This is a genomic window from Paenibacillus sp. S150 (assembly GCF_019352175.1).
Lineage (GTDB): Bacteria > Bacillota > Bacilli > Paenibacillales > Paenibacillaceae > Paenibacillus_AQ.
In genome coordinates this window covers 12,829-37,778 of record NZ_JACBYI010000041.1, presented here as the reverse complement: position 1 = coordinate 37,778, position 24,950 = coordinate 12,829, and the positions used below count along the sequence as shown (strand labels likewise).

At 53.7% G+C, this 24,950-nt stretch carries 24 protein-coding genes and 2 other annotated features; of the genes, 22 read left to right on the top strand and 2 right to left on the bottom strand.

Annotated elements, in window-relative coordinates; translation table 11 throughout:
• Positions 1–421: 421 nt before the first annotated feature.
• Positions 422–705: a binding site (T-box leader), on the top strand.
• Between the two features lie 144 nt (positions 706–849).
• The 16 genes from HYD27_RS25825 (at position 850) to minD (ending at position 19,078) form a co-directional block, all read left to right on the top strand.
• Entirely contained in the window at positions 850–3,486 is a 2,637-nt protein-coding gene (locus HYD27_RS25825; protein WP_219220056.1) for a valine--tRNA ligase, read from the top strand.
• Between the two features lie 6 nt (positions 3,487–3,492).
• On the top strand, positions 3,493–4,869 hold the full coding sequence (locus tag HYD27_RS25820) for a bifunctional folylpolyglutamate synthase/dihydrofolate synthase (RefSeq protein ID WP_219220005.1): 1,377 nt from the start codon (positions 3,493–3,495) through the stop codon (positions 4,867–4,869).
• Positions 4,870–4,876: 7 nt separating this feature from the next.
• A complete protein-coding gene (murC, locus tag HYD27_RS25815) occupies positions 4,877–6,253 on the top strand; it encodes a UDP-N-acetylmuramate--L-alanine ligase (RefSeq protein ID WP_219220003.1) in 1,377 nt (458 codons plus the stop codon).
• 276 nt (positions 6,254–6,529) lie between these two features.
• The gene (locus HYD27_RS25810) at positions 6,530–7,690 is read left to right on the top strand and encodes a GGDEF domain-containing protein (RefSeq protein WP_219220001.1); all 1,161 of its coding nucleotides are present in this window, start codon (positions 6,530–6,532) and stop codon (positions 7,688–7,690) included.
• A 52-nt stretch (positions 7,691–7,742) separates the two neighbouring features.
• The gene (locus tag HYD27_RS32785; RefSeq protein WP_219219999.1) at positions 7,743–8,921 is read left to right on the top strand and encodes a GGDEF domain-containing protein; all 1,179 of its coding nucleotides are present in this window, start codon (positions 7,743–7,745) and stop codon (positions 8,919–8,921) included.
• A gap of 198 nt (positions 8,922–9,119) precedes the next feature.
• Complete coding sequence (locus tag HYD27_RS25800; protein ID WP_219219997.1) at positions 9,120–10,301, top strand: glycosyltransferase family 4 protein; 1,182 nt, start codon at positions 9,120–9,122, stop codon at positions 10,299–10,301.
• 192 nt (positions 10,302–10,493) lie between these two features.
• Positions 10,494–11,669 (top strand): glycosyltransferase, encoded by a 1,176-nt coding sequence (locus HYD27_RS25795; protein WP_219219995.1) that lies wholly within the window; start codon positions 10,494–10,496, stop codon positions 11,667–11,669.
• Positions 11,670–11,835: 166 nt separating this feature from the next.
• Positions 11,836–13,107: an SPOR domain-containing protein gene (locus tag HYD27_RS25790; RefSeq protein WP_219219993.1), complete on the top strand. Its 1,272-nt coding sequence runs from the start codon at positions 11,836–11,838 to the stop codon at positions 13,105–13,107.
• 286 nt (positions 13,108–13,393) lie between these two features.
• Positions 13,394–13,639: a DUF4321 domain-containing protein gene (locus HYD27_RS25785; protein ID WP_074086580.1), complete on the top strand. Its 246-nt coding sequence runs from the start codon at positions 13,394–13,396 to the stop codon at positions 13,637–13,639.
• A 35-nt stretch (positions 13,640–13,674) separates the two neighbouring features.
• The gene (locus HYD27_RS25780; RefSeq protein WP_219219992.1) at positions 13,675–14,289 is read left to right on the top strand and encodes a Maf family protein; all 615 of its coding nucleotides are present in this window, start codon (positions 13,675–13,677) and stop codon (positions 14,287–14,289) included.
• Positions 14,290–14,304: 15 nt separating this feature from the next.
• A complete protein-coding gene (radC, locus tag HYD27_RS25775; RefSeq protein ID WP_219219989.1) occupies positions 14,305–14,994 on the top strand; it encodes a RadC family protein in 690 nt (229 codons plus the stop codon).
• Between the two features lie 40 nt (positions 14,995–15,034).
• Positions 15,035–16,069 carry a rod shape-determining protein gene (locus HYD27_RS25770; RefSeq protein ID WP_219219987.1) on the top strand — a complete coding sequence of 345 codons (1,035 nt, stop codon included), beginning with the start codon at positions 15,035–15,037 and terminating at the stop codon, positions 16,067–16,069.
• A 58-nt stretch (positions 16,070–16,127) separates the two neighbouring features.
• Complete coding sequence (gene mreC, locus HYD27_RS25765; protein ID WP_219219985.1) at positions 16,128–17,006, top strand: rod shape-determining protein MreC; 879 nt, start codon at positions 16,128–16,130, stop codon at positions 17,004–17,006.
• Positions 17,006–17,536: a rod shape-determining protein MreD gene (mreD, locus tag HYD27_RS25760; protein WP_219219983.1), complete on the top strand. Its 531-nt coding sequence runs from the start codon at positions 17,006–17,008 to the stop codon at positions 17,534–17,536. The genes mreC and mreD overlap by 1 nt, the downstream gene beginning before the upstream one ends.
• Before the next feature lie 82 nt (positions 17,537–17,618).
• Positions 17,619–18,278: a septum site-determining protein MinC gene (gene minC, locus HYD27_RS25755; protein WP_219219981.1), complete on the top strand. Its 660-nt coding sequence runs from the start codon at positions 17,619–17,621 to the stop codon at positions 18,276–18,278.
• Between the two features lie 5 nt (positions 18,279–18,283).
• Positions 18,284–19,078 carry a septum site-determining protein MinD gene (gene minD, locus HYD27_RS25750; protein ID WP_219219980.1) on the top strand — a complete coding sequence of 265 codons (795 nt, stop codon included), beginning with the start codon at positions 18,284–18,286 and terminating at the stop codon, positions 19,076–19,078.
• Positions 19,079–19,226: 148 nt separating this feature from the next.
• On the opposite strand, the gene HYD27_RS25745 is transcribed toward minD, so the two are convergent.
• Positions 19,227–20,078, bottom strand: coding sequence for an EamA family transporter (locus HYD27_RS25745; RefSeq protein ID WP_309242128.1), 852 nt, complete (start codon positions 20,076–20,078; stop codon positions 19,227–19,229).
• Between the two features lie 130 nt (positions 20,079–20,208).
• A complete protein-coding gene (locus tag HYD27_RS25740) occupies positions 20,209–20,436 on the bottom strand; it encodes a helix-turn-helix domain-containing protein (protein ID WP_219219976.1) in 228 nt (75 codons plus the stop codon).
• 238 nt (positions 20,437–20,674) lie between these two features.
• On the opposite strand from HYD27_RS25740, the gene HYD27_RS25735 reads away from it, so the two are divergent.
• The 6 genes from HYD27_RS25735 to rpmA all read left to right on the top strand — a co-directional run bounded on the left by HYD27_RS25735 (position 20,675) and on the right by rpmA (position 24,873).
• Positions 20,675–21,538: a M23 family metallopeptidase gene (locus HYD27_RS25735; protein WP_219219974.1), complete on the top strand. Its 864-nt coding sequence runs from the start codon at positions 20,675–20,677 to the stop codon at positions 21,536–21,538.
• Complete coding sequence (locus HYD27_RS25730) at positions 21,531–22,373, top strand: M50 family metallopeptidase (RefSeq protein ID WP_219219971.1); 843 nt, start codon at positions 21,531–21,533, stop codon at positions 22,371–22,373. Before HYD27_RS25735 ends, HYD27_RS25730 begins: the two co-directional genes overlap by 8 nt.
• Positions 22,374–22,439: 66 nt before the next feature.
• The gene (locus HYD27_RS25725; protein ID WP_219220054.1) at positions 22,440–23,681 is read left to right on the top strand and encodes an Rne/Rng family ribonuclease; all 1,242 of its coding nucleotides are present in this window, start codon (positions 22,440–22,442) and stop codon (positions 23,679–23,681) included.
• Positions 23,682–23,783: 102 nt separating this feature from the next.
• Positions 23,784–23,869 (top strand) — a sequence feature (ribosomal protein L21 leader region).
• Positions 23,870–23,883: 14 nt separating this feature from the next.
• Positions 23,884–24,195 carry a 50S ribosomal protein L21 gene (gene rplU / locus HYD27_RS25720; RefSeq protein ID WP_219219969.1) on the top strand — a complete coding sequence of 104 codons (312 nt, stop codon included), beginning with the start codon at positions 23,884–23,886 and terminating at the stop codon, positions 24,193–24,195.
• A gap of 12 nt (positions 24,196–24,207) precedes the next feature.
• Complete coding sequence (locus tag HYD27_RS25715) at positions 24,208–24,543, top strand: ribosomal-processing cysteine protease Prp (protein ID WP_219219967.1); 336 nt, start codon at positions 24,208–24,210, stop codon at positions 24,541–24,543.
• Between the two features lie 18 nt (positions 24,544–24,561).
• Positions 24,562–24,873: a 50S ribosomal protein L27 gene (gene rpmA / locus HYD27_RS25710; protein ID WP_019908993.1), complete on the top strand. Its 312-nt coding sequence runs from the start codon at positions 24,562–24,564 to the stop codon at positions 24,871–24,873.
• Positions 24,874–24,950 lie beyond the last annotated feature (77 nt).

Genomic DNA, 24,950 nt, shown 5'->3' with positions numbered 1-24,950 from the left:
TTTCGAAAGTGAATTGAACCAATCCGGATCGGACGAGGGATAACCCCTCTTTTTCCTTCACCCATTGGGTGCAAGCTGTTTTTAGCAAGAAATTCCTTCGTGTAGAGCTTTTTAGATGATTTGTGGATACTTACTTTCGAAATTCAGGTTTATATGTTTCACGCTATCCATTATCCTCCTATTTTTGGAGAAACGGATACCGTCTCTTTCAGAGGACGGCGAAGCCGTTTCTTCTTAAATATAGAATTTATATGCTTTGCACCGGCCTTTGTATCCGGATTTTCGCCGCTCAGGGGAATGGGCAAAAAGCTGGACAGGCCAGCGCTTGGATCAACGCTCCGGGTACGTATAAAAACCGCAGTTTGTGCGTATGCTGGTTGACTAGGATTAGTACTGAATGTATTATGGGAATAAGTAAAAGCAAAAGACTGGGAACGGGAAGAGTAGGCGGTCAGCCCTTCAGAGAGCGGAATTTGTAGTTGCTGTGAACTTCCGCAGGATGCAGCCCCCGAAGTCGCCCCGGAGTCGCCCTTCTAAGCCTGGCTTCACGATATGGTAATCAGGGTAGGATGTGGCCGGACGCAGCCGTTATCTGCATGAGTGTCGCGCTAGGCTTTTGGAACCGTGAGGAACCGGGGCGGAGGTTTATTTTGTATAGCGCGAAACAAAGGTGGTACCGCGAAAGAATGGCCTTTCGTCCTTTGAGACGAAGGGCCTTTTTGTGTTTCTAACATGCTATTTAAATGGAGGGTTTCAACAATGGCTGATCATAACAACAGAACGGCTGAACTGCCGGACTTGCAGGATACGGCACAGGCCGAAGCGCCGGGCACCAAGCAAAAAAGCGATATGCCGACTACCTATGATCCGAAGTCGGCAGAACAGAAGTGGTATGCTTATTGGATGGAGAAGGGCTTCTTTGAAGCCGGCAAACGGCCGGAAGCAGAGCCTTACAGCATTGTAATTCCCCCGCCGAATGTAACGGGGATGCTGCATATCGGGCATGCGCTGGATTTCACGCTGCAGGATATTCTGATCCGCACCAAGCGGATGCAGGGCTTCGATACGCTCTGGCTGCCGGGAACAGACCATGCGGGCATCGCCACGCAGACGAAGGTGGAGCAGAAGCTGCGCCAGCAGGGCATTTCGCGGCATGATCTGGGGCGCGAGAAATTTCTGGAGCAGGTCTGGGCCTGGAAGGACCAGTATGCAGAGACCATTCATGGGCAGTGGGCCAAGATGGGCCTGTCCCTGGACTATTCCCGCGAGCGCTTCACTTTTGATGAGGGAATGTCAGGGGCTGTACGCAAGGTTTTCGTGGAGCTGTACCGGAAGGGCCTGATTTACCGCGGCAAGCGGATCATCAACTGGGACCCGGCTGCGCGTACAGCCCTGTCCGACATTGAGGTTGAATACAAAGAGGTCAACGGCCATCTCTACCATCTGCGCTACCCGCTGAAGGACGGCAGCGGCTTCCTTACGGTAGCCACAACACGGCCGGAGACAATGCTGGGGGATACGGCGGTTGCGGTGCATCCCGGGGATGAGCGCTATCAAGGCCTGATCGGCAAAACCCTGATCCTGCCGATCATCGGCCGTGAAATTCCGGTTATTGCCGATGAATACGTTGAGAAGGACTTCGGCAGCGGTGCGGTTAAGATCACTCCGGCCCATGATCCGAACGACTTTGAGGTGGGCCTGCGCCATAACCTTCCACAGATTAATGTGATGGACGAGAGCGGAATCATGAATGAGGAAGCCGGTCCTTACCAGGGCCAGGACCGCAGTGAGTGCCGCAAAGCCATTGTCGCGGAGCTGCAGGAGCAGGGAGTGCTGGTTTCCATCGAAGACCATGTGCACCAGGTTGGACACAGCGAGCGTTCCGGTGCGGTGGTTGAGCCTTATCTGTCCACCCAGTGGTTCGTCAAGATGAAGCCGCTGGCTGAAGCCGCCATCGCCGCCCAGAAGGATGGAACCGGAGTCAACTTCGTTCCGGAGCGTTTTGAGAAGACTTATTTGAACTGGATTGAGAATATACGCGACTGGTGCATCTCCCGCCAGCTGTGGTGGGGCCACCGCATTCCGGCCTGGTACTCTGAATCTACCGGCGAAGTGGTTGTTGCCGACAGTGAAGAGGAAGCGCGCAGAATCAGCGGCCTTGACGATCTGAAGCAGGATGAGGACGTACTGGACACCTGGTTCAGCTCCAACCTGTGGCCGTTTGCCACACTGGGCTGGCCTGATGAGAGCAGCAGCGACTACCAGCGGTACTACCCGAACAACGTGCTTGTTACCGGCTACGATATTATCTACTTCTGGGTAGCACGGATGATCTTCAGCGCGCTTGAATTTACAGGCAAAAAGCCGTTCTCCGATGTGCTGATCCACGGACTGGTGCGCGACGCCGAAGGACGCAAAATGTCCAAATCGCTCGGCAACGGGATTGATCCGCTGGATGTTATCGAGCAGTATGGCGCGGATGCCATGCGCTATATGATTTCCACAGGCATCACGGCCGGACAGGACCTTCGTTTCCGCATCGAAAAGGTAGAGCAGGCGCGTAATTTTGCCAATAAAATTTGGAATGCCTCACGCTTTGCGCTAATGAATCTGGAGGGTGTGAGTTTTGCAGATATTGACATTACCGGCGAGCTTTCGACAGCGGACCGCTGGATTTTGCATCGGCTGAACGAAACTTCTCGCGATATTACGCGTCTAATTGACGCGTACGAATATGGGGAGACGGGCCGTCTCCTGTACAACTTCATCTGGGATGATCTGTGCGACTGGTACATCGAGTTCTCCAAGCTTACGCTATATGGAGAGGACGCTGCCGCCAAGGCCAAGACGCAATCGGTGCTTGCTTATGTACTCGACCGTACGCTGCGTCTGATTCATCCGTTCATGCCGTTCATCACTGAGGAAATCTGGCAGCATCTGCCTCATGAGGGGGAGACGATTACCCTCGCCGGGTGGCCGGTGTATGAAGCCGCTCTGGAGCAGCCGCAGGCTGTTGCGGAAATGAACCTGCTGATGGATGTGATCCGTGCGGTTCGCAATGTCCGCGCTGAGGTCAATGTTCCGATGAGCAAAAAGGTGGAGCTGATCATCAAAGCGGCCAATAAAGAGACACTGAGCATCATTTCCCGCAACAATAATTATATCGGGCGCTTCTGCAACACCTCTTCCTTCGAAGCCGGCCTTGCGCCGAATACACCGGATAAGGTCATGTCCGCTGTGATTACGGGAGCGGAGCTGCTGCTGCCGCTGGCCGGGCTGATTGACATTGAGCAGGAAATTATCCGTCTGGAAAAAGAAGTGCAGCTGCTGAACAGCGAAGTAGAGCGTGTGGAGAAGAAGCTTGGCAATCAGAGCTTTGTCGCCAAGGCGCCGGCTAAAGTCATCGAAGAGGAACGGGCGAAGCAGGCGGATTATTCTGCCAAACGCGAGAAAGTGCTGGCCCGCATCGCAGAGCTGAGGGGATAAGGGACTATGGAAGAGTTGACCGGGAGCGGCGGAACCGCTCCCTTAAGTTCTTATACAGAAGCAGTGAATTGGATTAACGGCCTGATTCCTTTCGGCATCCGCCCGGGCCTCGGACGGATCGAACGGCTGATGGAGATGCTCGGCCGGCCGCACCGCAAGCTGAAGTTCATTCATGTGGCGGGTACGAACGGCAAAGGCTCGACCTGCGCTTTTTTGACCAGTGTGCTGATTAGAAGCGGTTACAGCGTAGGAACCTTTACCTCTCCCTACATCACCAAATTTACGAACCGTTTCCAGTATAACGGGAAGGATATTCCTGAAGAGGTTCTGGCAGAGCTTGCGAACAAGCTGCGCCCGCTGGTTGAAGAGATTGCACAGAGCGAGCTGGGCTCGCCAACGATGTTCGAGGTTGCTACCGCTCTGGCGATTCTTTATTATGCGGAGGTTTGCTATCCCGATGTAGTCGTATGGGAGACTGGTCTTGGGGGAAGGCTGGATGTAACGAACATTGTAACTCCGATTGTGTCTATCATTACAAATATCGGCCACGATCATACCGATGTTCTGGGAGATACTCTGGAGAAGATTGCGGGTGAGAAAGCCGGGATTATCAAGCCCGGTGTTCCGGCGGTCAGCTGTGTGAGCCAGCCGGAGGCGGTAGCCGTGCTCAAGGCAAAAGCCGCGGCCAGCCAATCCACACTCTACCTTGCCGGAGAGGATTTCGGCTATGAGAATGTTAGAATTAAGGATGGCTTGCAGATTTTTGACTTCAAGGGCCCTTTCCGTACGCTTGAGCTTGGCATTGCCATGAAAGGCGAGCACCAGCTCAGCAATAGCGCCGGAGCGATGATGGCGCTGGAGGTTCTGCGTCAATATATGGCTTTTATGCTGGAGGACGAGGATGTGCTGGAAGGCTTCCGCCGCACCTTTTGGGCGGGAAGACTGGAGGAAGTGGGCAGCTCTCCGCGGATTGTACTGGATGGGGCGCATAATCCTGAAGGTGCGGAGAGTCTGGCCAGGAGCCTGCCCCGGTTTTATAAGTACGATAAATTAAATTTGCTTATGGGGATGCTGGCAAATAAGCATCATGAGTCATACTTCAAGCATATACTGCCTATAGTGGATACGCTCATCCTGACCGAACCGGATTTCCGGAAGAAAATGGACGCGGGAGATTTGCAGGTTATCGCAGAACGTCTGCGGGAGAAATATGCCAAAGAAAATTTGGCAATCATAGTAGAACATGATTGGGGCCAAGCGCTGCAGCTGCTGCAGTCGATCACAGCGGAGAGCGACCTTGCGGTCGTCTCCGGAACGCTGTATCTGATTTCTGATGTGCGCAGTACGCTTTTACGGCAACCCGATTCTGAAAAAGGCTGGTGACGAACTGTTGGATACTACTGAACGCGTGCATTTTATAGGGATCGGCGGCTATGGCATGAGCGCGATTGCCCGGGTAATGCTGGAAATGGGATATACGGTCACAGGCTCCGATGTGGCGGCCCAGGAATTGACAGAGAAATTGATTGCCAAAGGGGCCAAGGTCTATATCGGACATACGGCCGAGCAGGTCAAAGGTGCGGATCTTGTGGTCTACTCCACAGCCCTGGCGAGCGATAACGTGGAATGGGTGGAAGCGGAGCGGCTGAAAATTCCGGTCCTGCACCGCTCGCAAATGCTGGCCCGGCTGCTGAATGAGCGCAAGGGTGTAGCCATTGCCGGTGCCCACGGCAAAACCACCACCTCATCCATGATCGCGCTGATTATGGAGGATTGCGGAGTGGACCCCACTTATATTATCGGCGGGGAAATTATGAATGTCGGCACGAACGCCAAAGCGGGTCAAGGGGAGTTCGTCGTGGCCGAGGCGGATGAGAGCGACGGCTCCTTTCTGCAATACCATCCCTGGCTGGGCATCGTTACGAACATTGAGGCGGACCATCTTGAGAATTACGGCGGCGATTTTGGCCGTCTGAAGGCCGCTTATGTCCAGTTCATGAATCAGATGCGTGAGGACGGAACTGCGATTGTATGTGCGGATGACGAAACGGCCGCTTCCCTTCTGCCCGAGGTCAAGGGCAGCGTCATTACCTATGGCATTCATTCGCAGGCTGCGGATTACACCGCGACTGACATTGTTCTGGGCGACCGCCAGGTAGCGTATACAATGAGCTTCGGCAGCGAGGTGCTGGGGCGCATTGAGCTTTCCATTCCCGGCAAATACAATCTGTACAACTCCATGGCGGCTGTAATTGCCTGTCTCAAAGCGGGGATTTCCTTCCAGGCGATTACGGAATCCATTCTGAAATTCCATGGGGCGAAGCGGCGGTTTCAAGTGCTTGGCGAGATCAATGATATTCTGGTCATCGATGATTATGCGCATCATCCTACAGAGATTCAGGCGACGATCAGCGCGGCCAAGGCAACGGGCAAACGGATTATAGCCGTATTCCAGCCGCAGCGCTATACGCGGACCTTTTTCCTGCTGGATGCCTTCAGCCGTGCCTTCAGTGAAGCCGATGAAGTAATTATCACCGACATTTACTCCCCGGCGGGAGAGAAGCAGATTGAAGGTGTCACTTCCGCGAAGCTTGTGGAATTGATTGTACAGAACAGCAATGCCGGCGCAAGGCATCTGCCTACCAAGGAAGCTGTATTAACGGATCTGCAGGGCCGCATTGCTCCGGGAGATCTCGTCCTTACGATGGGGGCGGGAGACATCTGGAAGGTTGGATACGCGCTTGCCGAGCAGCTCAAGGAGCTTTAAGCCTGAAGCCTGCAACCTAATATTTGTACACTTTATGCAGAAACGGATACCGCTCTTTTTATGAAGGGGCGGCTATGCCGTTTCTTCTTCAAATATAAGGATTTATTGCTTCACGCACTCCGTCATCCTTCGTATTTCTTGCTGAAACGGATGCCTGATTTGCGATACGGAGTATCGCTGCTTCGGAAGCATACGCTCCATTTGAGGTTGCGTGGACGTTTCTGCTTATAGCGGGACAAGCCTTCCTCTATTCCCGTGCACATGGTGGTGTGACTTATGGCTTTCCAGCTTGATATACGAACACTAGTATACCTGTTCATCTTTGGAAATTTATTCACTGCCCTGCTGATCAGCTATTACCGCCTCCATTTCCCCAGAGACACGGCCTCAACTCTATTTATAGCAGCGAAGTGGCTGCAGGTGGTCTATTGGTCCTCGATTCTGTTGTGGGCTGCGGTGCCGCACTATATTGCCATTCCACTGAGCAATTTCCTCATATTGGCGGGCGGAGGCCTGGAGATTGCCGCTCTTCTCTTGATGATGGGCCTGCTTGGACGCAAGGCCAAGCTGTATTATTGGACGATTACAATCTGCAGTGTAATCAGCTTTTGTATTGTTGTGCTCTTTTTCAACAGCCCGAATATGCGGGTAGCGACCACTTCGCTGTGGGTGATCATGTTTGTCATTTATCCGGCCTATCGCTTGACGGCCAATAGGGCAGGCTCACCTTTGCAAAGGCTGATGGGCTTCATTTTTTATGCCTTTGCCGCAGCGATGCTGATCCGGTCGATGGCGGCGCTGCTGCTGGAATCCGATATGGGAGCGCTCACGCCCAACATGCCGCAGTATTTATATTTTATGGGCATGTTCTTTTTGCTGGTGGTGGGAACGGCGGCCTTTATACTGTTATCCAATGAACATACCTATGAGAAATTGAAAAGAATCGCAACCTATGACGGGCTGACCGGTATCCTGGGACGCAGGACATTTATGCTGGAGGCGGAACTGAAGCTGGCCCTTGCCGTGAAAAAAAGGGATTTCTTCTCTCTTCTGCTGCTGGACCTGGACCATTTTAAAAGCGTGAACGACACGCACGGACACGAAGCTGGCGATACAGTCCTGCAGGATTTCGTGCTTGTTCTTCAGAACCATCTTGGTTCCTCTGATCTGTTCGGCAGAGTAGGCGGGGAAGAATTTGCTGTTATGCTCTATGGACTGGATGAAGAGGAGAGCGGGCACAAGGCTGAACGTCTCCGGGCGGCCGTCAAGGAGGAAGCCGCGGATTTTACGAATCCCGGCGGGTATACGGTCAGTATAGGCATTGTTACGGTTCTGCCGGATTCCCTCACTTCCCTGAATATGCTGTACAAGCTTAGTGACCGGGCTCTGTATCAGGCGAAGCAGCAAGGCCGAAACCGTGTAGTGCGTTCCCGTTGAAGCTGCGGGGCGGCGGGTATACATATGGTTGTGCCATGTATGAGGAGTGAGTGTGATAGCCGTCCATCTGGATCTGAAGACACTGCTGGTTTGTCTGTTTTTTGGCAACTTTTTTACAGTGCTGCTTGTTATAGCCTACCGTTCACGTTATCCGAAGGATGGGACCTCCGGGCTGTTTGTGTTGGCTAAGCTTCTTCAACTGGCGTTATTGCTGCTCTTCATGAACGAGGGTAACCTTGGTCTCCGGGTGACACTTCCGCTTAACGTTCTGCTGGCTGTGGGCGCAGGCACGGCGGAAGCCTTTTCTCTGCTGAAGCTGCTGGGAGCTTACTCAGGCCGGGTCAGAACCTATTATTTTCTTCTGGCGGGCTTGTCTGCCGTTTGTTTGCTGTCCATTTACCTCCTGTTTCCAGACAAGCCGCTGCATATCGCCTCGGCAGCTTTGGCGGGTGTGCTGTTCCTGATCTATCCGGCTTATATTTTGGGCATGAAATTCAAAATAACGCCCTTGCAGGAATTGATGGGCTTTCTCTACGGGATTGTGATTCTGACGATGCTGGGCCGGGCAGCCCTGATATTCTATACTCCGGTGACCGGAGGCTCTTCTGCTCCGGCCTTCCTTCAAATCTTGTACTATACCGGAATATATTTGCTGATGTTCCTGGGAACGGCGGGATTTATGCTGCTGTCCCGTGAACAATCGTATGCGGAGCTGGAGCGGGCAGCCACCTATGATGAGCTGACCGGGATTCTTAACCGCGGAGCATTTGTGCAGCGTGCCCGCTCGATGATTGCCGCTTCGTCCAAAGAGAAAATCCCCTTTTCCTTTCTGCTGGTTGATATCGATCATTTCAAGAATGTGAATGATACCTACGGGCATGATACGGGTGATAGGGTGCTCAGGGATTTTGCCGGCAAAATCGAAGGACAGCTCGGCAACGGCGATCTGTTCGGCAGATTCGGCGGCGAAGAATTCGCTGTATTGCTGCACCGTTCAGATGAGGAGGCGAGCGGGGTAACCGCAGAGCAGCTGCGCCTCAGCGTGCTGGACGCAATAATTGACGGCGTTCCCATGCCTTACACGGTAAGCATCGGGGTCATTACCATCCCATCGGGCGAGCGGGTTCCGCTGAACACACTCTACAGGCTGAGCGATGCCGCATTGTATCAGGCGAAGCAGCAAGGAAGAAACCGCGTGGTGCGAAGCCGGGAAACCGGCGGGAAGGCCTGAATAACGAAATAACGGGCCCGGAAGCACTTCTTCACCTCACCGTGGGCGGTGCTGTTTGGCATGGAATTGCATGTTTTTGGAATATATTTTTGAAAAATACATAAACCGACAGAAATACAATTCACTTTGGGGTAATATATGCTAAACACTTAACGATGCGGCAGAGATGAGGGCAAAATGAGAGTAGGAGACGAGGACATGAGGGAGAAGCTGCTATTTATATCCGCAGAGAATCCTTTTCCGCAGGACAGCGGCGGCAAGCTGAGAACCGGCAATATCCTGAATATTTTACTGGCTAAATATGATGTGGATCTGCTTACTTACCGCAATTCAAGGCCATCGGCGGACAAGCAGGAAGAGCCGGGACTTACTGTATACGAAGCCCCGAGAACGATGAATTACCGCAAAGCCATGCTCAGGTCTTTATATAAATGGCGCAACTGCTCCTACATGAGCCATGTGGATGTGGATATGCGCGGCAAGATCACAGAGCTGTGCCGTCAGAACGGCTACAGCCATGTTTTCATTTCCCACAGCCTGCTGGGAATCTGCATAGACATTGTGCGCGAAGCGCTGCCCGGTTCCTTGATCGTTACCGATGCCCACAACTTCGAGAGCGGCCTGTCCGCACAGCTTGCAGCCAAGAAGAAGGGACTGGCGGGGCTGTTTTATTCCCTGAATGCAGTATGGACGAAAAGGGACGAGCTCAAGCTGATGGACAAGACGGATCTGCTGTTGGCCGCCTCGGAGCAGGATGGTCTGGCCTTTCAATCCCTTTCCGGCAAAAATTCGGACAAGGTTCATGTCATTCCCAACTTTATCCGCATTGAAGATTATCAGACAAAAACGAACATCCAGAGAGAGAAGTGGATTGTTTTACCGGGTAATATGAACTACTTTCCGAATATTAACGCAGCCGCGTACTTCAACCGCGATATCTATCCGCTCATAAAGGCGAAGGTGCCGGAGATCAAGTGGTATATCGTGGGCCGGGATGTGCACCCGGAGGTCGCGGCTCTGGCTGAAAAGGATTCTTCGATTGTGATCACCGGTTATGTAGACAGTGTAGCGGATTACGTGCGCAAAGCGCAGGCGGTCGTCGTTCCCTTGCGGGAGGGAAGCGGAACACGCTTGAAAATCCTGGAAGCCTGGGCGCTCAGGACGCCTGTAATTTCAAGCTCCAAAGGAGCGGAGGGACTGCTCTATGAGCATTCCCGCAACATTTTAATCGCCGATGACCCCTTAACCTTTGCGGACAGTGTGGTTCAGCTTCTTCTGGACTGCGAACGGGGAAAAGTGCTGGCGGAACGGGCGTATGATACGCTGCTTGCGAATTATGAGGCGGCAAGTGTGCGGGCAAAGCTGCTTAGTTTGGTCTAAATTGTTGCAAAATTCAAAAAAAGATTTTTTTATCCCATAAATCGACAATCATTCCGGTGGAAATGCGGTACTATTGATCTACATCTAAAGTTTCATGAAAAAGCGGCGGGATGTCATCCGCTTGCTTTTTTTCTGCGCATCCACCTGCATATGCCGATGAATATTTTCATAGATAACCAAGGAGTCAGAGCCATGAGAGAAAGAATGCTGTTCCTTTCAGCGCGAAATCAATGCAATGAGGAAGCGGAACTCCGTACAGAAAGTTTTCTTGAAATCCTTCTGGAGAAATTTGATATTGATCTCCTGGAGTATTGCAGCTGCGAGCGCGGAGGGATTGCGGATTCCCGCCCCGCGCTTACCGTCCACCGTGTGGGGCGGGCGGCTGGACCCCGCAGGCTGCTGCTCCGGCCGCTGAACAGGCTGCGACCAAAAGCCCACGTTGAAGACGCCGGTAAAGATCTGCGGACCGAGATTAGGGAACTCTGCAGCCATCATGCCTACAGTCATGTATTTGTCTCCCACAGACTGCTCGGCAACTGCATCGACCTGATTGTTTCCCTGCTTCCCGAGGCGGTCATTATTACGGATGCCGAACATGCCTGGAGCAGTGGCGGGGAGAATGAGGGACCCGTCCGGCGGAAGCTCAGGCATCATTACCATAGAATAAATGAGGCACGGGTCCGCCGGGAGGAGCGCAGGCTGATGAACAAGACCGGCCTGCTGCTGACGGCTACCGAATGGGATGCCCTGTTATTCAAGTCACTGTCCTTTGCCGATGCCGGCAAGGTGCATGTTGTGCCGCCTTTTGTGGATCTGCAGGATTATCAATATGCCGGTTCTGTGTCCAGAGAGAATAGGGTTATGCTTCATTGGGCGATGAACACCGTCCACGGCAAGAATGCAGCTATAGTATTCCATGAGAAGGTCTATCCGCTGATTCAGGCCGAAGTGCCGGATGTTGAATGCTGCATAGTGGGCAGCGCCGTACATCCCGAGGTTCTGGCGCTATCCAAAGCTGATCCCTCGGTGAAGATTATTGAGGATTACAGGCTTGCCAAAGAATACATACGCAGCTCGAAAGCGGTTATTGCTTATCTGCGTGAAGGCTGCGAGGGCCGGAAGAAGATCCTGGAGGCCTGGGCGCTCCGCACTCCGGTGGTGACCAGCCTGAGAGGCGCAGAGGAATTAATCTGCGAGAACGGGCGGAATATCCTGCTGGCCGGCACGGCGGGTGGCATTGCCGAGCATGTGACCAGGCTGCTGCAGATTCCGGAGCTTGGCTCCCTCATCGCTGACCAGGCTTACCGGACACTGCTTAACCACTATGAGGCGAGTAATGTTAAGGCTAAGGTGCTAAGCCTCGTATAAGGCATTACAGTTCATATTCACCGTTGTACCTGTGTGGGCTGCAAGGCTGGGTGATCCGAGAAAGCCCCTGCCTTTGCGGATGGGGAGCCGCCACATCAAAAATAGCATATCTTTCTCTCATCTATCATATATTCCTTATAGAATAGACGATAGTGAGGTGTGAGCGTTGAGTAACGGAAGAATGACATTCAGGTTTGATGCGGATACCGGCCGGAAGAACCCGGAGCCGCCCGAAAGAAGACCGGGAGCAGGGCTGGGTACAGCAAAGGAATACGCGGAAAGAGAGCAGCGGCGGGAAGCGGAGCTGCTGCAGCAGCAGGGACACCCGGCGGACAGCGGTCCGGAAATTCCGCAGAGGGAGAATTTCAAGGAACCGGACGGGGATTATCCCGGTCACTTCCGGCAGGGGCAGCAGGAGGACGGAACCGGAACCGCCGGGGATACAAGACAATTTTTCTTCCGCCCGGATCGTTCTCCCGATTTATGGGAGCAGAGTCCGCGTTATCCTCCTGCCCCTCTGGAAGAGGCGGAATACGGGGAACGCAGCCGTGGTCCGGAGTGGACAGCAGAGCCCGGGCGCTATGGCAGTTATGGAGGCTCCTATCATACCCGCCGTCCCTCCTATTGGTGGAAGCTGGCCCTCTCCATAGCAGGCGCTCTGGGGACAGGCATTCTGCTGGGGTATGCTGCACTTTCCTTTATAGGCGGCGGAAGCCTCACTGGCAACAGCGCCCCTCCGAGCGTGAATTCGGCAGCCGTTCAGAGTGAAACGGACACGGCCGCAGTCCTTCCGCCGGAAACGGGCGGAAATGCGGCTGTGACCCGTGTTCCGGTGCAGGTTGCCGCACAGACCTATTATCTCCTGCAGTATGGCGTGTTCAGCACTCCCGCAGGGGCGGAACAGGCCCGGCAGGAGCTGCTGGTAGCCGGACTGGCCGCCGGTCTCGATCCGGCGGACGGCAACCGGGTGTATGCCGGCATGTCGCCTGACCGCGAGCAGGCCAAGCTGCTCAGCAGCGGTCTGAAGAACCAGGGAATCGAGCTGTACGTGAGAGAGGTTACGCTCCCCGCAGCGGAACTGGCTGCCTATGCGGGGACGGCTGAGACCGTGAACAGTTACTTCGATGCCAGCGGGAAGCTGCTCGCTGAGCTAAGCAGGCTGTCCGCTTCCCATTTAAGCGGACAAGCGGGGACGGTGGACAGCACGGCGGTAAGCGATCTTCACATGCAGTGGACCGAAGCGGTCAAAGCGCTGGAGCCGGGCCTGCCGATTGAAGCGCAGAAGCTCTGCGCCGGGCTGGAGAAATTCATGAGTCAGGGAATTTCCGCACTGAATGAGTATAACAAGAACCAGGCCCAGGGCTTGCTGTGGGAGGTGCAGGAGTCAATGATGAGTTTCCTCACCGGCCAGAAAAGCCTGCTGTCCGCTCTGTCCTGAACGCTCAAGCCCATGTGAATAAGGCCTGGCAATCCCCCGCTTCCGGCAGTCTGCCGGGCGGGGGATTGCCATTATTTTTTAGGACCGGAATATTCAATATTTATCTGTTGCCTATTCTGCCGGGCTAAGGTAATGTTAGTGAACTGCAACTGCCGAAGACTGGCCTGCAGCAGCCTGTTCACCCGGGCGAGTGGTAATCATTTCCGGACCGGATTTTGCGTTTGTGTTGAACTCCGTTTCACCGTATAATAATTAGGGTGTCAAAAAATGGCGAGGGAAGACTTAGATGAAGAAGAAAAATGTGGGAATACTGCTGTTATTTCTAATTCTGGGCTGGCTGGCCGGGGCGTGGATCGCCAAACTGCTGGAACCTGTAAAAGCTCTGTCTTTTCTTACAGCCTCGACTGTACTCAAATGGTCCCCGCAAGCCGATTTGGACATCATAACCTATGACATCACTATTCATTTGAAATTGTGCCTGCTCAGTCTTGCCGGTATTATTACGGCCCTGTGGCTCTACCGGAGGCTGTAGCACCCGCTGCTCACTTCAGAAGGGACGTTTGTACAGTGGAGCATGACAACTCACGACTAATTATTCTTGCTTCGGGTTCTCCGCGCCGCCGGGAGCTGCTGGCTCTGCTGGGCCTGCCCTTTGAGGTTATCTCAAGCGATGCTGACGAGACCACACCGCCGGGCTTGGCGCCGGACGATATTGTGCGCAGCCTGGCGCTCCGCAAAGCGGAGGCCGTGCTGTCTGCCGCAGGAGGCCGTGCCGCCGTTATTGTTGGCAGCGACACGATCGTGGTGCTGGACGGCAAGGTGCTCGGCAAGCCTGCAGACCCGGATGACAGCAGAGCTATGCTGCAATTGCTGCAAGGCCGGACGCATCAGGTATATACCGGCGTAGCTTGCATAGGGTTGCCCGAAGGCAAGACCCTGGTAGAGCACCGGGTAACCTCTGTAGCCTTGAGAGCGATGGGCAGCGACGAAATTTCCGCCTACATAGCGACCGGAGAGCCTGCCGACAAGGCCGGCTCCTATGCGATTCAAGGGCTGGGTGCGACTTTGGTGGAACGGATTGAAGGCTGTTATTTCAATGTGGTCGGATTGCCGTTGTCGCTGCTTGGGAAGATGCTGTCGGATTTTGGCGTCTCTGTGCTGGGACGTCACGGATCGCACTAGGAAAGAGGGATAGGGATGGAGTCGCAATCATTTATGCTGCGGGACCTCCCCCATGAAGAACGACCACGAGAGCGCATGATGCATTATGGGGCGGAGTCACTAAGCCAGGCGGAGCTGCTGGCCATTCTGCTGCGTACAGGTACGCGGGCGGAATCGGCTATTCATATTGCCCAGCGGATGCTGGGACAGGCAGGCAGTCTTCGCGGGCTGGCGGACCTGAGCATTGAAGAACTGACGAATATCAAAGGCATCGGCCCTGCCAAGGCCGTGCAACTCAAAGCTGGCATAGAGCTGGGAAGACGGATGGCGAATTCCCGGCTGACCGAGCCGGTCATCATCCGCTCTCCACAGGACGCGGCGGAAATATTGACCGAGCAGCTGCGTTACTTGCAGAAGGAGCATTTTGTCTGCCTCTTTCTGAATACGAAGAATCATGTTATTGCGCAGGAGACATTATCCATGGGCAGCCTCAACGCCTCCATCGTGCATCCCCGCGAGGTGTTCAGGGCAGCTATGAAATGCAGCAGCGCAGCTATCATATGCGCACATAATCATCCGAGCGGAGATCCTACGCCCAGTCCGGAAGACATCTCCTTAACCTCAAGACTGCTTCAGGCCGGGGAGATTGTCGGAATCGATGTGCTGGATCACCTGATCATTGGAGACAGCGGTTTTGTGAGTTTAAAAGAAAAAGGGTTTATGTAGTATCATTGGCCAGATATACAAGGAAAAGGAGAATACAAGCATGTTAGGTGGTTTTACGAAAGATTTGGGAATTGACCTGGGGACAGCGAATACGCTCGTCTATGTACGGGGCAAGGGAATCGTTGTAAGAGAGCCCTCCGTTGTGGCTATTAATACAGATACCAAGACAATCGAAGCCGTAGGCGAATCCGCCAAAAAAATGATTGGCCGCACGCCGGGGAACATCCGTGCCATTCGTCCAATGAAGGACGGAGTCATTGCCGATTTCGATACCACGGCAACCATGATTAAATATTTTATCCGCCAGGCGCAGAAGCAGCGCTCAGTGTTCCAGCGCCATCCGAATGTAATGGTGTGTGTACCGTCCGGAATTACCGCTGTGGAGCAACGTGCCGTTGAAGACGCCACCAAGCAGGCAGGCGCGCGCGAGGCTTACATTATCGAGGAGCCTTTTGCTGCTGCCATCGGTGCGGACCTGCCGGTATGGGAGCCGACAGGCAGCATGGTTGTTGATATCGGCGGAGGCACTACCGAGGTGGCTGTCATTTCCCTTGGCGGGATCGTAACCAGCCGGTCGGTGCGGGTTGCCGGAGATGAAGCGGATGAGTCCATCATTCAATATATCAAGCGCCAGTACAATCTTATGATCGGGGAGCGCACCTCGGAGCAGCTCAAGATGGATGTGGGCTCTGCCCTGCCGCTGGAACAGACGGAAACCATGGAAATCCGCGGACGCGATCTCGTGACCGGTCTTCCGAAGACGCTGACCATTACCTCCGATGAGATATGCGAGGCGTTGTCGGATACCGTGAATGCCATTGTGGAAGCGGTAAAAGTAACGCTGGAGAAATGCCCTCCCGAGCTTGCCGCCGATATTATGGACCGGGGAATTGTTCTCACCGGCGGCGGTGCGCTTCTGCGCAACCTCGATAAGCTGCTGGCCCGTGAGACCGGGATGCCGGTCATTGTCGCTGAGAATCCCCTGGATTGTGTAGTCATTGGAACAGGCAAAGCCCTGGAGAATATTCATCTCTTCAAGAGCCGCAGCGGCTCCGGCCTCCGCTCCAAGCGCTAGAACCGGATTAGCTTGTGAACGTCAACCCCTGATGTGGGAGAAATACGTTTGTTAGAGGGTGTTGAAACTGTTTAAGCTGTTTAACAATAAACGTCTGTTCATATTATTAATTGCACTGGTGATGTTTATCGTTGTCATGGGTTTCAGTCTGGGGCCAAGGAAATCCTTGTCCTGGCCGGAGAATTTCCTTAGAGACACGACCGGTTTCGTGCAGAATCTGTTCTACAAGCCCGCTGGATATGTAGCGGGCTTGTTCGAAGATATCGGGAATTTGCATAATCTTGCCAAGGAGAACCAGCGGCTCAAAATCCTGGCCGCCCAGTATGCCCGCGACAAGGCCCAGTATAATTTCATCAAGGCCGAGAACGTGCGGCTGCAGAAGCTCAATGATTTCACCGAGGCGCAGAAGCAGATTTATCAATATGAATATCATATTGCGCAGGTGCTTAGTCTGTCCACAGAACCAAGCAACAGCACCCTTGTCATTAATCTAGGCTCCAAAGACGGAGTGAAGCCGAACATGTCTGTCATTTCCGTTGAGGGCCTGGTGGGGGTTGTCAGCGAGGTTAGCAATTTCACTTCCACTGTGAAGCTGATGACGATGATGGATATCAATGATCCCAATTCCCAGCCGCCGATTGCAGCAACTGTCTTCAACAAGGAAGGCGAGACCTTTGGGATGGTTGAAACCTACGACCAGCAAACCGGCATGCTGAAGATGAACAAAATTCCGGTAGGAAATCCGGTAGCTGAAGGGGATACCATTATATCCTCAGGCATTGGAGGGGTATACCCGCGGGGAATGACAATTGGGACGGTTGAGAGTGTTGATGTAGGGGAATACGGATTGACCTCAACGGCCACAGTCAAGCCGAGTGCAGAATTTCAGGATTGGAAGGAACTTATCGTTGTCTTTACGCAGGAGCGTGCTGAATAGTGAAGATGCGCAGATCCGTCCTTATTTTATTGTTAATACTTTTGTTTCTGCTGGAAGGAACGGTCATGCCGTGGCTGCTTCCGGATGCCTGGCAAATGCGGATTATTCCCAATCTGGTGTTTGTCGTGATTTTATTTGTGACTGTCTACCATCACCGTCATACGGCACTTATACTGGGCCTATCCTTCGGGATGCTGCATGATGTGGTTTTTTATGGACGGATTCTCGGCGCCCATTCCTTCGCGATGGGGGTCTCCGCTTATTTGATAGGCCTGCTGTTCCAGTTGCCGCGTGCACCGCTCCCGCTGATGATGACGGTAGTGCTGCTGGGCAGCCTGCTTGAGGACAGTGTGCTTTTTGCCATTTACAGTGTATTTAATTTAAGCCAGGTTCCTTATAATTGGGCACTGCTGCATCATATGCTGCCGACCATGTTATTTCATTTTGCTATCGCTCTGCTTCTCTATATCCCTCTGCGGAAACAGCTTGAATTGCTGAAGATAGAGACACGCAAGGAAGAAGCCGACTGAAGCCGGACCGCATTTTCTTACATGGTAAAGAAGGAATTTGCCCGGCCCGGCACGAATGAATGAGAATGGGGGGACTAGGCATATGACAGTACAATCCAAGCATGTAAGGATCAAGGGCATCAAGGATGGCCTGGTATTCCTGCTAGACGACAAGTGCCCCTTTGAAGATCTCTTAAGCGAGCTTCGCTACAAGCTGGAGCACAGCCATCAGAATATTTTGACTGGTCCGATTGTGCATGTGGACATTAAGCTGGGCAACCGTCCCGTGACCGAGGAAGATAAGGAAGCTGTGCTGGATATCCTGAAGAGCCAGGGCAATCTGCTGATCCGTTCCGTTGAAGCCCTGGAAGAACCCGGGGACAAGGACAGTGATGCTCTGTTTCTGATCAGCGGCATGATCCGTTCCGGCCAGGTGCTGCACCATGAGGGGAATCTGCTGTTTTTGGGCGATGTGAATCCCGGCGGGTCAATTACCTGTACGGGTGATATCTATATTCTTGGGGCGCTCCGCGGAATGGCTCATGCCGGGGTAGACGGCAATCAGGAGGCAATTATCGCCGCGTCCCTGCTGGCGCCCACACAGCTGCGGATCGCCGATGTCATCAGCCGTCCGCCGGATGAATGGGGAACCCGGGAGAGCAGCATGGAATTTGCCTATTTATCGAGCGGCGCTATGCAGATCGACAAAATTCATAATATAGTCAAATTACGTCAGGGTTTAAATGTGTTTAAAGGGGTGTAGCCTCCATGGGAGAAGCGATTGTCGTAACCTCGGGCAAAGGCGGAGTTGGCAAAACAACCACAACGGCCAATATTGGCACCGCACTTGCATTGCAGGGCAAAAAAGTATGTCTGGTCGATACCGACATCGGACTGCGGAATCTGGATGTGGTCATGGGGCTGGAGAACCGCATTATTTACGATCTGGTTGATGTGGCGGAAGGACGCTGCCGCCTGAATCAGGCGCTGGTCAAGGACAAGCGCTTTGATGAGCTGTATATGCTGCCCGCAGCCCAGACCAAAGACAAAACATCTGTTACGCCGGAGCAGGTGAAGGATATTATTCTTGAACTGAAGAAGGAATACGAATACATCCTGATCGATTGTCCGGCCGGAATTGAGCATGGCTTCCGCAATGCCATTGCCGGAGCAGACAAGGCGATTGTCGTGACGACGCCGGAGCATGCGGCCGTGCGGGATGCGGACCGGATTATCGGCCTGTTGGAGCAGTCGCATGTAGAGTCGCCGAAGCTTGTGGTTAACCGGATTCGGCCGGGGCTTGTGAAATCAGGGGATATGCTCGATATTGAGGATATCCTGCAGGTGCTCAATATTGATTTGATTGGAATTGTTCCCGATGACGAACTGGTCATCAAGGCAGCGAACAGCGGAGAGCCGACTGTCATGAATCCCGATTCGGCAGCGGCTATCGCTTACCGGAATATCGCCCGGCGTATTCTGGGGGATGCCGTGCCGCTGATGCAGCTTGAGCGGAAGCCGGGTGCCTTCAAGAAATTGAAGAAGTTCTTCGGTATGGGTTGAGCAGACTTGAGCGACCGGCATGCATAGCAAGAATCAGCAAAACCCCGCCTGCAGACTAATCTGCGGCGGGGTTTTTATGGTTTGGGAATTTATGGATTTCTTTTGCTGCAGATAAGTATATATAAAGTTGGAGCGACCGGCTTGCTCTTCATTTGCCGGCGAGCAGAAGCAGTGCTCCCAGCATCAGGAGGAGGCCGGCGATTCCCCATCCGCTGATAGGCTCACCTAAGGCGAGAATGCCCAAGACTGCGGCGGCCAGCGGCTCAGCCAGTGAGAAGGTTACCGTAGTTGAGGCTTGCAGTCTGGATAACCCGTAGTTGAAGAGCAGATAGGCTACGCCCGTGGCGGCAATGCCGATGTACAGGCTGACTGCAGTTCCCCGGACGGTGATCAGCCAGGAGAGGTCTGTGAACAGCAGCAGGGGAGACAGCCACAGTGCGCTGAGCGAGAAGACGGCAGCGGCGGCGGTTTCCGGTGAGTGCCGCTCCAGCAGCTTCTTGCTGAACAGCGCGTATACTGCAAAGGCGGCGCCAGCTCCCACGGATAGCAGAAGCCCCGCCGGCTGAAACCCCCGGGAAGGCTTGTCCGCGAACAACAGCAGGCAGCCGCCGGCCGCCCCTGCCGTAGCGATCCACCATTTGACCGCCGGTTTGCGGGCAGTGAGCAGCCACTCCAGCAGTCCGGCTATCACCGGAGCGCTTCCGAGTGCCGCCACGGTGCCGGCGGCAATTCCGCTTTGGGTTACTCCGGAGAAGAACAGCGGCTGGTACAGAGCCATTCCAGCAGAAGAGACCAGTAAAGCGGGAAGCGGCAGGCCCTTAAGCTTAAGCCTGCCCGTGGCTGCGCTGAAGCTTAAGAGGAATAATCCTCCAATGGCCAGACGGACAGCTCCGAAAGCCAGCGGCGATGCGCCCTCCGGGGCGAAGGATTGCGAGGTTCCCGTCGTTCCCCAGAACAGTGCTGCCAGCAGAACAGCGGGAATGGCCAAGTTGCGTTTCACAGCATAGAACCTCCACTCCATATTTTCAGGTTTCAGGAGGCAGTGTCTGCGTCCTGTGTGCAATTATACAGGGAAGAACGGGCAGGCAATTGTTCTACATAAAGATGCTGCTTGTTCAAATATAAGCTTATCAGCGCTGGGCGAGCTTACGGTAGCTTTGTGGAGACATCCCCTCATAACGGGTGAAAAGCCTGCTGAAGGAAGCCGCGTATTCGTAGCCGACTTCCTCGCTGATGGAGGATATGGGACGGCTGGTACCGCGCAGCAGCAGCTTCGCAGCCTTCATTCGCAGCTCAAGAATATACGCGGAGGGGGTGACGCCGGTTATTTTTTTGAACCAGGCCGTGGCCATATCCATGCATATGGGTTTCGGCTGCTGACGTATAAGTTCTCAGTTCACACAAGCCAAACCGGGAATTGTTCATTGTTGCCCCTCCTTTCTACTTTATTATGTATAGCCAGCCCTGAAAGAGCAATATGATATCCTCCGGAAACAAGTGTGCCATTTCTGTTTCCCCGCCCACGCGGGGCTTGTTCTAAAGCGGCTTGCTTCCTTCATAAAATAAAAGTAAAACAAGCCCGCCGGAGGGATCAATATGAAACAGAAATCAGATATCAAAGGCCGCCGCAAGGAACGCATCCGCAGTCTGCTGGAGCTGGACGACGCTCCGCAGACAACGGCTGCTCCGCCGCTGTTCGGTTTGCCGGACCAGACAACAACCTTCAAGGAATGGGGAGAAGGCGTGAGGCAGGATTACTCCGCGCTTCCCGAACCCGACCCCGAGGCTATGTGGAAGCAGCGGCGCGGCGGCTGGGTGGACGAAGGGGGAGGAGATAAGCCGCGGTTTATTCCGGGCTTTATGCGGAGGACCATCGCGAGCATCGTTGTGTTTGGCGCCGTGTGGGGGATCTTCGCCGTCCAGCAGCCCTGGGCGCTGAAGGCGCAGGCGTTTATTGCCGATGCCCTCAGCAGAGATATGGATTTTGCCGCCGCCCAGGTCTGGTATGAGGAGCATTTCAGCGGAGCGCCGGCCTTTATTCCCATCTTTGGCGACAAGGACCAGCCGTCAGAGAAGGTATCCGCCGGACATGAGCTGAACGCTCCGGTTGCGGGCAGCATTGTGCGGCCCTTTGCCGCTACATTGAAGGGTGTGGAGATTATGCCGGCAGAAGATTCAAGCGGCGTGCTCACGGTGAAAAGTGTAGATACAGGAAGGGTGCTGTCTGTTTCCAGGGAGACGCAGGGCGGAATCCGGATCACGGTACGACATACCGGGGATCTGACGGCTGAATACGGACATTTAAGCGGGACGAAGCTGGCAGCGGATGATTGGGTGCAGAGCGGGGATGCCGTCGGCTGGCTGCAGGAAACGGAGAGTGCTTCGGTGCCGCTGCTTTTTTTTGCAATTATGAAAGACAAGACTTATATTGATCCTGCCGAAGTGGTATCGTTTGATTAGGCTCAGGGGCATCCAGCTGTCGCTGCACCCCCTGTTCGTTCTGATTATGCTGCTCTCCGTGATCACAGGCCGGTTCCTGGAGCTGCTGACTTTATTCACGATTGTATTCATCCACGAAATGGGACATGTCTGTGCTGCTCTGCTCTGCGGGATCAGCGTGAAGTCCGTGCAGCTGCTTCCTTTCGGAGGTGTAGCGGTCATGGAGGATCATGGACGGCTTACCGCCGCCCGGGAGATCGGCATCGCGATTGCCGGACCGCTGCAGAATCTGTTGCTGATATTCCTGGCCTATGGGCTTCAGCAGGCGGGCTATGGCAGCAGCGGGTTTCTGGCTTATTTTATACAGGCCAATGCCATTATCGCATTATTTAACCTCATGCCGGTTCTTCCTCTGGATGGCGGCAAAATATTTCAGGCGGCGCTTAGTCTGCTGCTTCCTTACTACGCCACGTTGCTATGGTGCGGCAGAGTGAGCATTGCTGCAAGTATAACAGTGTTGATATATGCACTGCAGCCGCTTGGCACAGGCGGTGGAATCCGGCTGAATCTGCTGATGATCGGCGCTTTTCTGCTCTATTCGAACCTTACGGATCAACGCAATTTGCCGTACCGCTTTGTTTCTTTTTTGATGAACAGAGAGATCGTTTACGAACGCTACCGGCTGTCGGGGAGTGCTGCGCGCCCAATAGTTGCCTTTTCCGCGAAACCTTTGGATGATATATTGCGTCTATTTAAACGTAACCATTATCATTTTATCTATGTAATGAATGAGGACAAGACCATAGTGGCCGTTGTGCCGGAGCAGAAATTAATTTCTTCTTATTTTGGAATGTAAATGTGGACATGGACCATCCAGCCCACGGGTGGCCGCGAAAGATTGATTCAAACCAGAGGTGAAGCCATGAAACAAATGATCGTTCACTGCACGCAGCATATTACACGGATGGCTCTTCTGGATAACGGGAGCCTGGTGGAATATGCAGCTGAACGCGATCAGCAGCAAGGACTGGTCGGCAGCTATTACAAGGGAAGGGTTATGAATGTGCTGCCAGGCATGCAGGCCGCTTTTGTTGATATCGGACAGAAGAAGAATGCCTTTTTATATGTAGATGATGTGCTCCACCCCCATCTTGAGAAGCAGCCTGAGGTGAAGCCCTCCATTGAAACGCTGCTGCAGCCCGGCCAGGAAATTGTGGTCCAGGTGAGAAAAGAGCCGCGGGGCGGCAAAGGAGCGCGCGTAACCACCCATTATACGCTCCCGGGACGCTGGATGGTGTACATGCCCTTTGCAGAGTATGTCGGCGTATCCAAAAAAATCAGCCGTGAATCCGAACGTGCCCGGCTGAAGGGGATCGGCGAACGGCTGCGGCGGCGGGAGGAGGGGCTTATCATGCGGACCGTCTCGGAGGATGAGCCGGCCGGGGCGGTGGAAGGCGATCTTTCCTTCCTGCGGGCCCAGTGGGAGATGATTGTACGGCGGGCGCAGGAGACGGTGGCACCTGCCCTGCTCCACTCTGATCTCAGCATTGTCCAGCGATTCATCAGGGATGCCTTCAATCCGCAGCGTGATGAGCTGACGATTGATTCGGCCAAGGCGGTCCGGGAAGCGGAGGCTTTTCTGAACGATATGGCTCCCGGGAAGTACAAGCCCGTACAGCTCTATCATGGACAGGAATCCATCTTTACGGCGTTTGGGGTGCAGGAGCAGCTCCACAGGAGCTTCGGGCGCAAAATCACTCTCGAGGGCGGGGCGACGCTGATCTGGGATGAGACGGAGGCGCTGACCGTAATTGATGTCAATACCGCGCAATACACCGGCGGCTCTACGCTGGAAGAGACTGTAACGCGGACAAATCTCCTGGCGGCGGAGGAGATCGGACGGCTCATCCGCCTGCGGGATACGGGGGGAATCATTATTATCGATTTTATTGATATGCAGCGCGATGAGCACCGGAGGATGGTTACGGAACGGCTTGAGGGAGTCATCAGCCGCGACCGCACGCAGACACATATTCTTGGCTGGACCCATCTGGGACTGCTGGAGATGACCCGCAAGAAGGCCAGACATGATTCCGCGGGCTTTGCCCCGGTAATTTGCCAATGCTGCGGCGGCACCGGCAAGGTTGGCGCGTGGCTGGAATAGCAGTTTTTTGCAGAAACTCACGATATTGCGTTTCTCTGCCGTTGACTGTGTTCAATAAGTGTGATACTATCTTCAGGTATGTGTTTGGTTGTTCTAATCCTGCACATGCTGTAACCGCTCCGATCGGGTACATAAGCGCGGTTCCTGCGGGAATCTGCCACCTTGACTAGGCGAGTCTGAGACATGAGGAGGTGCAAGTACAATGTATGCAATTATCGAAACTGGCGGTAAGCAATACAAAGTCCAAGAGGGCGACGTGTTGTTCATTGAAAAGCTGGTAGCTGAAGACGGCGCAAGCGTAACGTTTGACCGTGTATTGGCTGTTTCTAACGACGGTGGTCTGACTGCAGGAACTCCGCTGGTAAGCGGCGCGTCCGTAACAGCCAAAGTCGAGAAGCATGGTAAGGGTAAGAAGGTTGTAATCTACAAATACAAACCTAAGAAGAACTACCACAAGAAACAAGGCCATCGTCAACCGTACACCAAAGTAACTATCGAGAAGATTCAAGCGTAAGAAGGTGCGTTAATGATTAACGTGCGGATTACACGGGCTTCTGCTCAAGGTGCGATTGTCGGTTTTGCCGTAAAAGGGCATGCGGAATATGCAAGAAAAGGCTGGGATATCGTCTGCGCCGGGGTCTCCACAGTTACATTTGGAACGGTGAATTCGATTGAGAAGCTGACCGGCGTTATTCTGGATACTTCAATGAATGATGGATTTCTAAGCGGAACGCTGGTTCCGGTAGAGGATCCGGAAGTATCCGCCAAGATCCAGCTGCTGCTGGAATCCATGGTCGTTATGCTCAGCGATATCGCAGATTCATACGGGAAGTATATTAAGATACAGCAAGTCATTATTTGAAGAAGGAGGTTGACCAACATGTTGAAATTGGATCTTCAGTTTTTCGCATCGAAAAAAGGTGTAGGCTCCACAAAAAACGGACGTGATTCCCACTCCAAGCGTCTTGGCGTGAAGCGTGCTGACGGTCAGGCGGTTACCGGCGGCAACATCCTGGTTCGTCAACGCGGAACCAAAATTCACCCGGGCACTAACGTTGGCATCGGTAAAGATGATACGTTGTTCGCTTTGGTTGATGGCGTAGTGAAGTTCGAACGTTGGGGCCGTGACCGTAAAAAAGTGAGCGTGTACCCGGTTGATGTCGCTCCGGTAGCAGCGGCACTGGAAGCGTAAAGTTTCCGGAATCAAATCGCAAGCAGAAGCCTCCGGCAGAGTGCCGGGGGCTTTTTTTCAGAATATAAGAAGATGAT

Excerpts from the sequence above, each read along its gene's own strand:
- HYD27_RS25785 (WP_074086580.1), top strand. The coding sequence starts at position 13,394 with ATGAAGAAGAAAAATGTGGGAATACTGCTGTTATTTCTAATTCTGGGC.
- rpmA (WP_019908993.1), top strand. The coding sequence starts at position 24,562 with ATGTTGAAATTGGATCTTCAGTTTTTCGCATCGAAAAAAGGTGTAGGC.
- rplU (WP_219219969.1), top strand. The coding sequence starts at position 23,884 with ATGTATGCAATTATCGAAACTGGCGGTAAGCAATACAAAGTCCAAGAG.
- HYD27_RS25810 (WP_219220001.1), top strand. The coding sequence starts at position 6,530 with ATGGCTTTCCAGCTTGATATACGAACACTAGTATACCTGTTCATCTTT.
- HYD27_RS25795 (WP_219219995.1), top strand. The coding sequence starts at position 10,494 with ATGAGAGAAAGAATGCTGTTCCTTTCAGCGCGAAATCAATGCAATGAG.
- minC (WP_219219981.1), top strand. The coding sequence starts at position 17,619 with ATGACAGTACAATCCAAGCATGTAAGGATCAAGGGCATCAAGGATGGC.
- HYD27_RS25725 (WP_219220054.1), top strand. The coding sequence starts at position 22,440 with ATGAAACAAATGATCGTTCACTGCACGCAGCATATTACACGGATGGCT.
- radC (WP_219219989.1), top strand. The coding sequence starts at position 14,305 with ATGGAGTCGCAATCATTTATGCTGCGGGACCTCCCCCATGAAGAACGA.
- HYD27_RS25800 (WP_219219997.1), top strand. The coding sequence starts at position 9,120 with ATGAGGGAGAAGCTGCTATTTATATCCGCAGAGAATCCTTTTCCGCAG.
- minD (WP_219219980.1), top strand. The coding sequence starts at position 18,284 with ATGGGAGAAGCGATTGTCGTAACCTCGGGCAAAGGCGGAGTTGGCAAA.
- HYD27_RS25735 (WP_219219974.1), top strand. The coding sequence starts at position 20,675 with ATGAAACAGAAATCAGATATCAAAGGCCGCCGCAAGGAACGCATCCGC.
- HYD27_RS25715 (WP_219219967.1), top strand. The coding sequence starts at position 24,208 with ATGATTAACGTGCGGATTACACGGGCTTCTGCTCAAGGTGCGATTGTC.
- HYD27_RS25820 (WP_219220005.1), top strand. The coding sequence starts at position 3,493 with ATGGAAGAGTTGACCGGGAGCGGCGGAACCGCTCCCTTAAGTTCTTAT.
- HYD27_RS25825 (WP_219220056.1), top strand. The coding sequence starts at position 850 with ATGCCGACTACCTATGATCCGAAGTCGGCAGAACAGAAGTGGTATGCT.
- HYD27_RS25770 (WP_219219987.1), top strand. The coding sequence starts at position 15,035 with ATGTTAGGTGGTTTTACGAAAGATTTGGGAATTGACCTGGGGACAGCG.
- HYD27_RS25740 (WP_219219976.1), bottom strand. The coding sequence starts at position 20,436 with ATGGATATGGCCACGGCCTGGTTCAAAAAAATAACCGGCGTCACCCCC.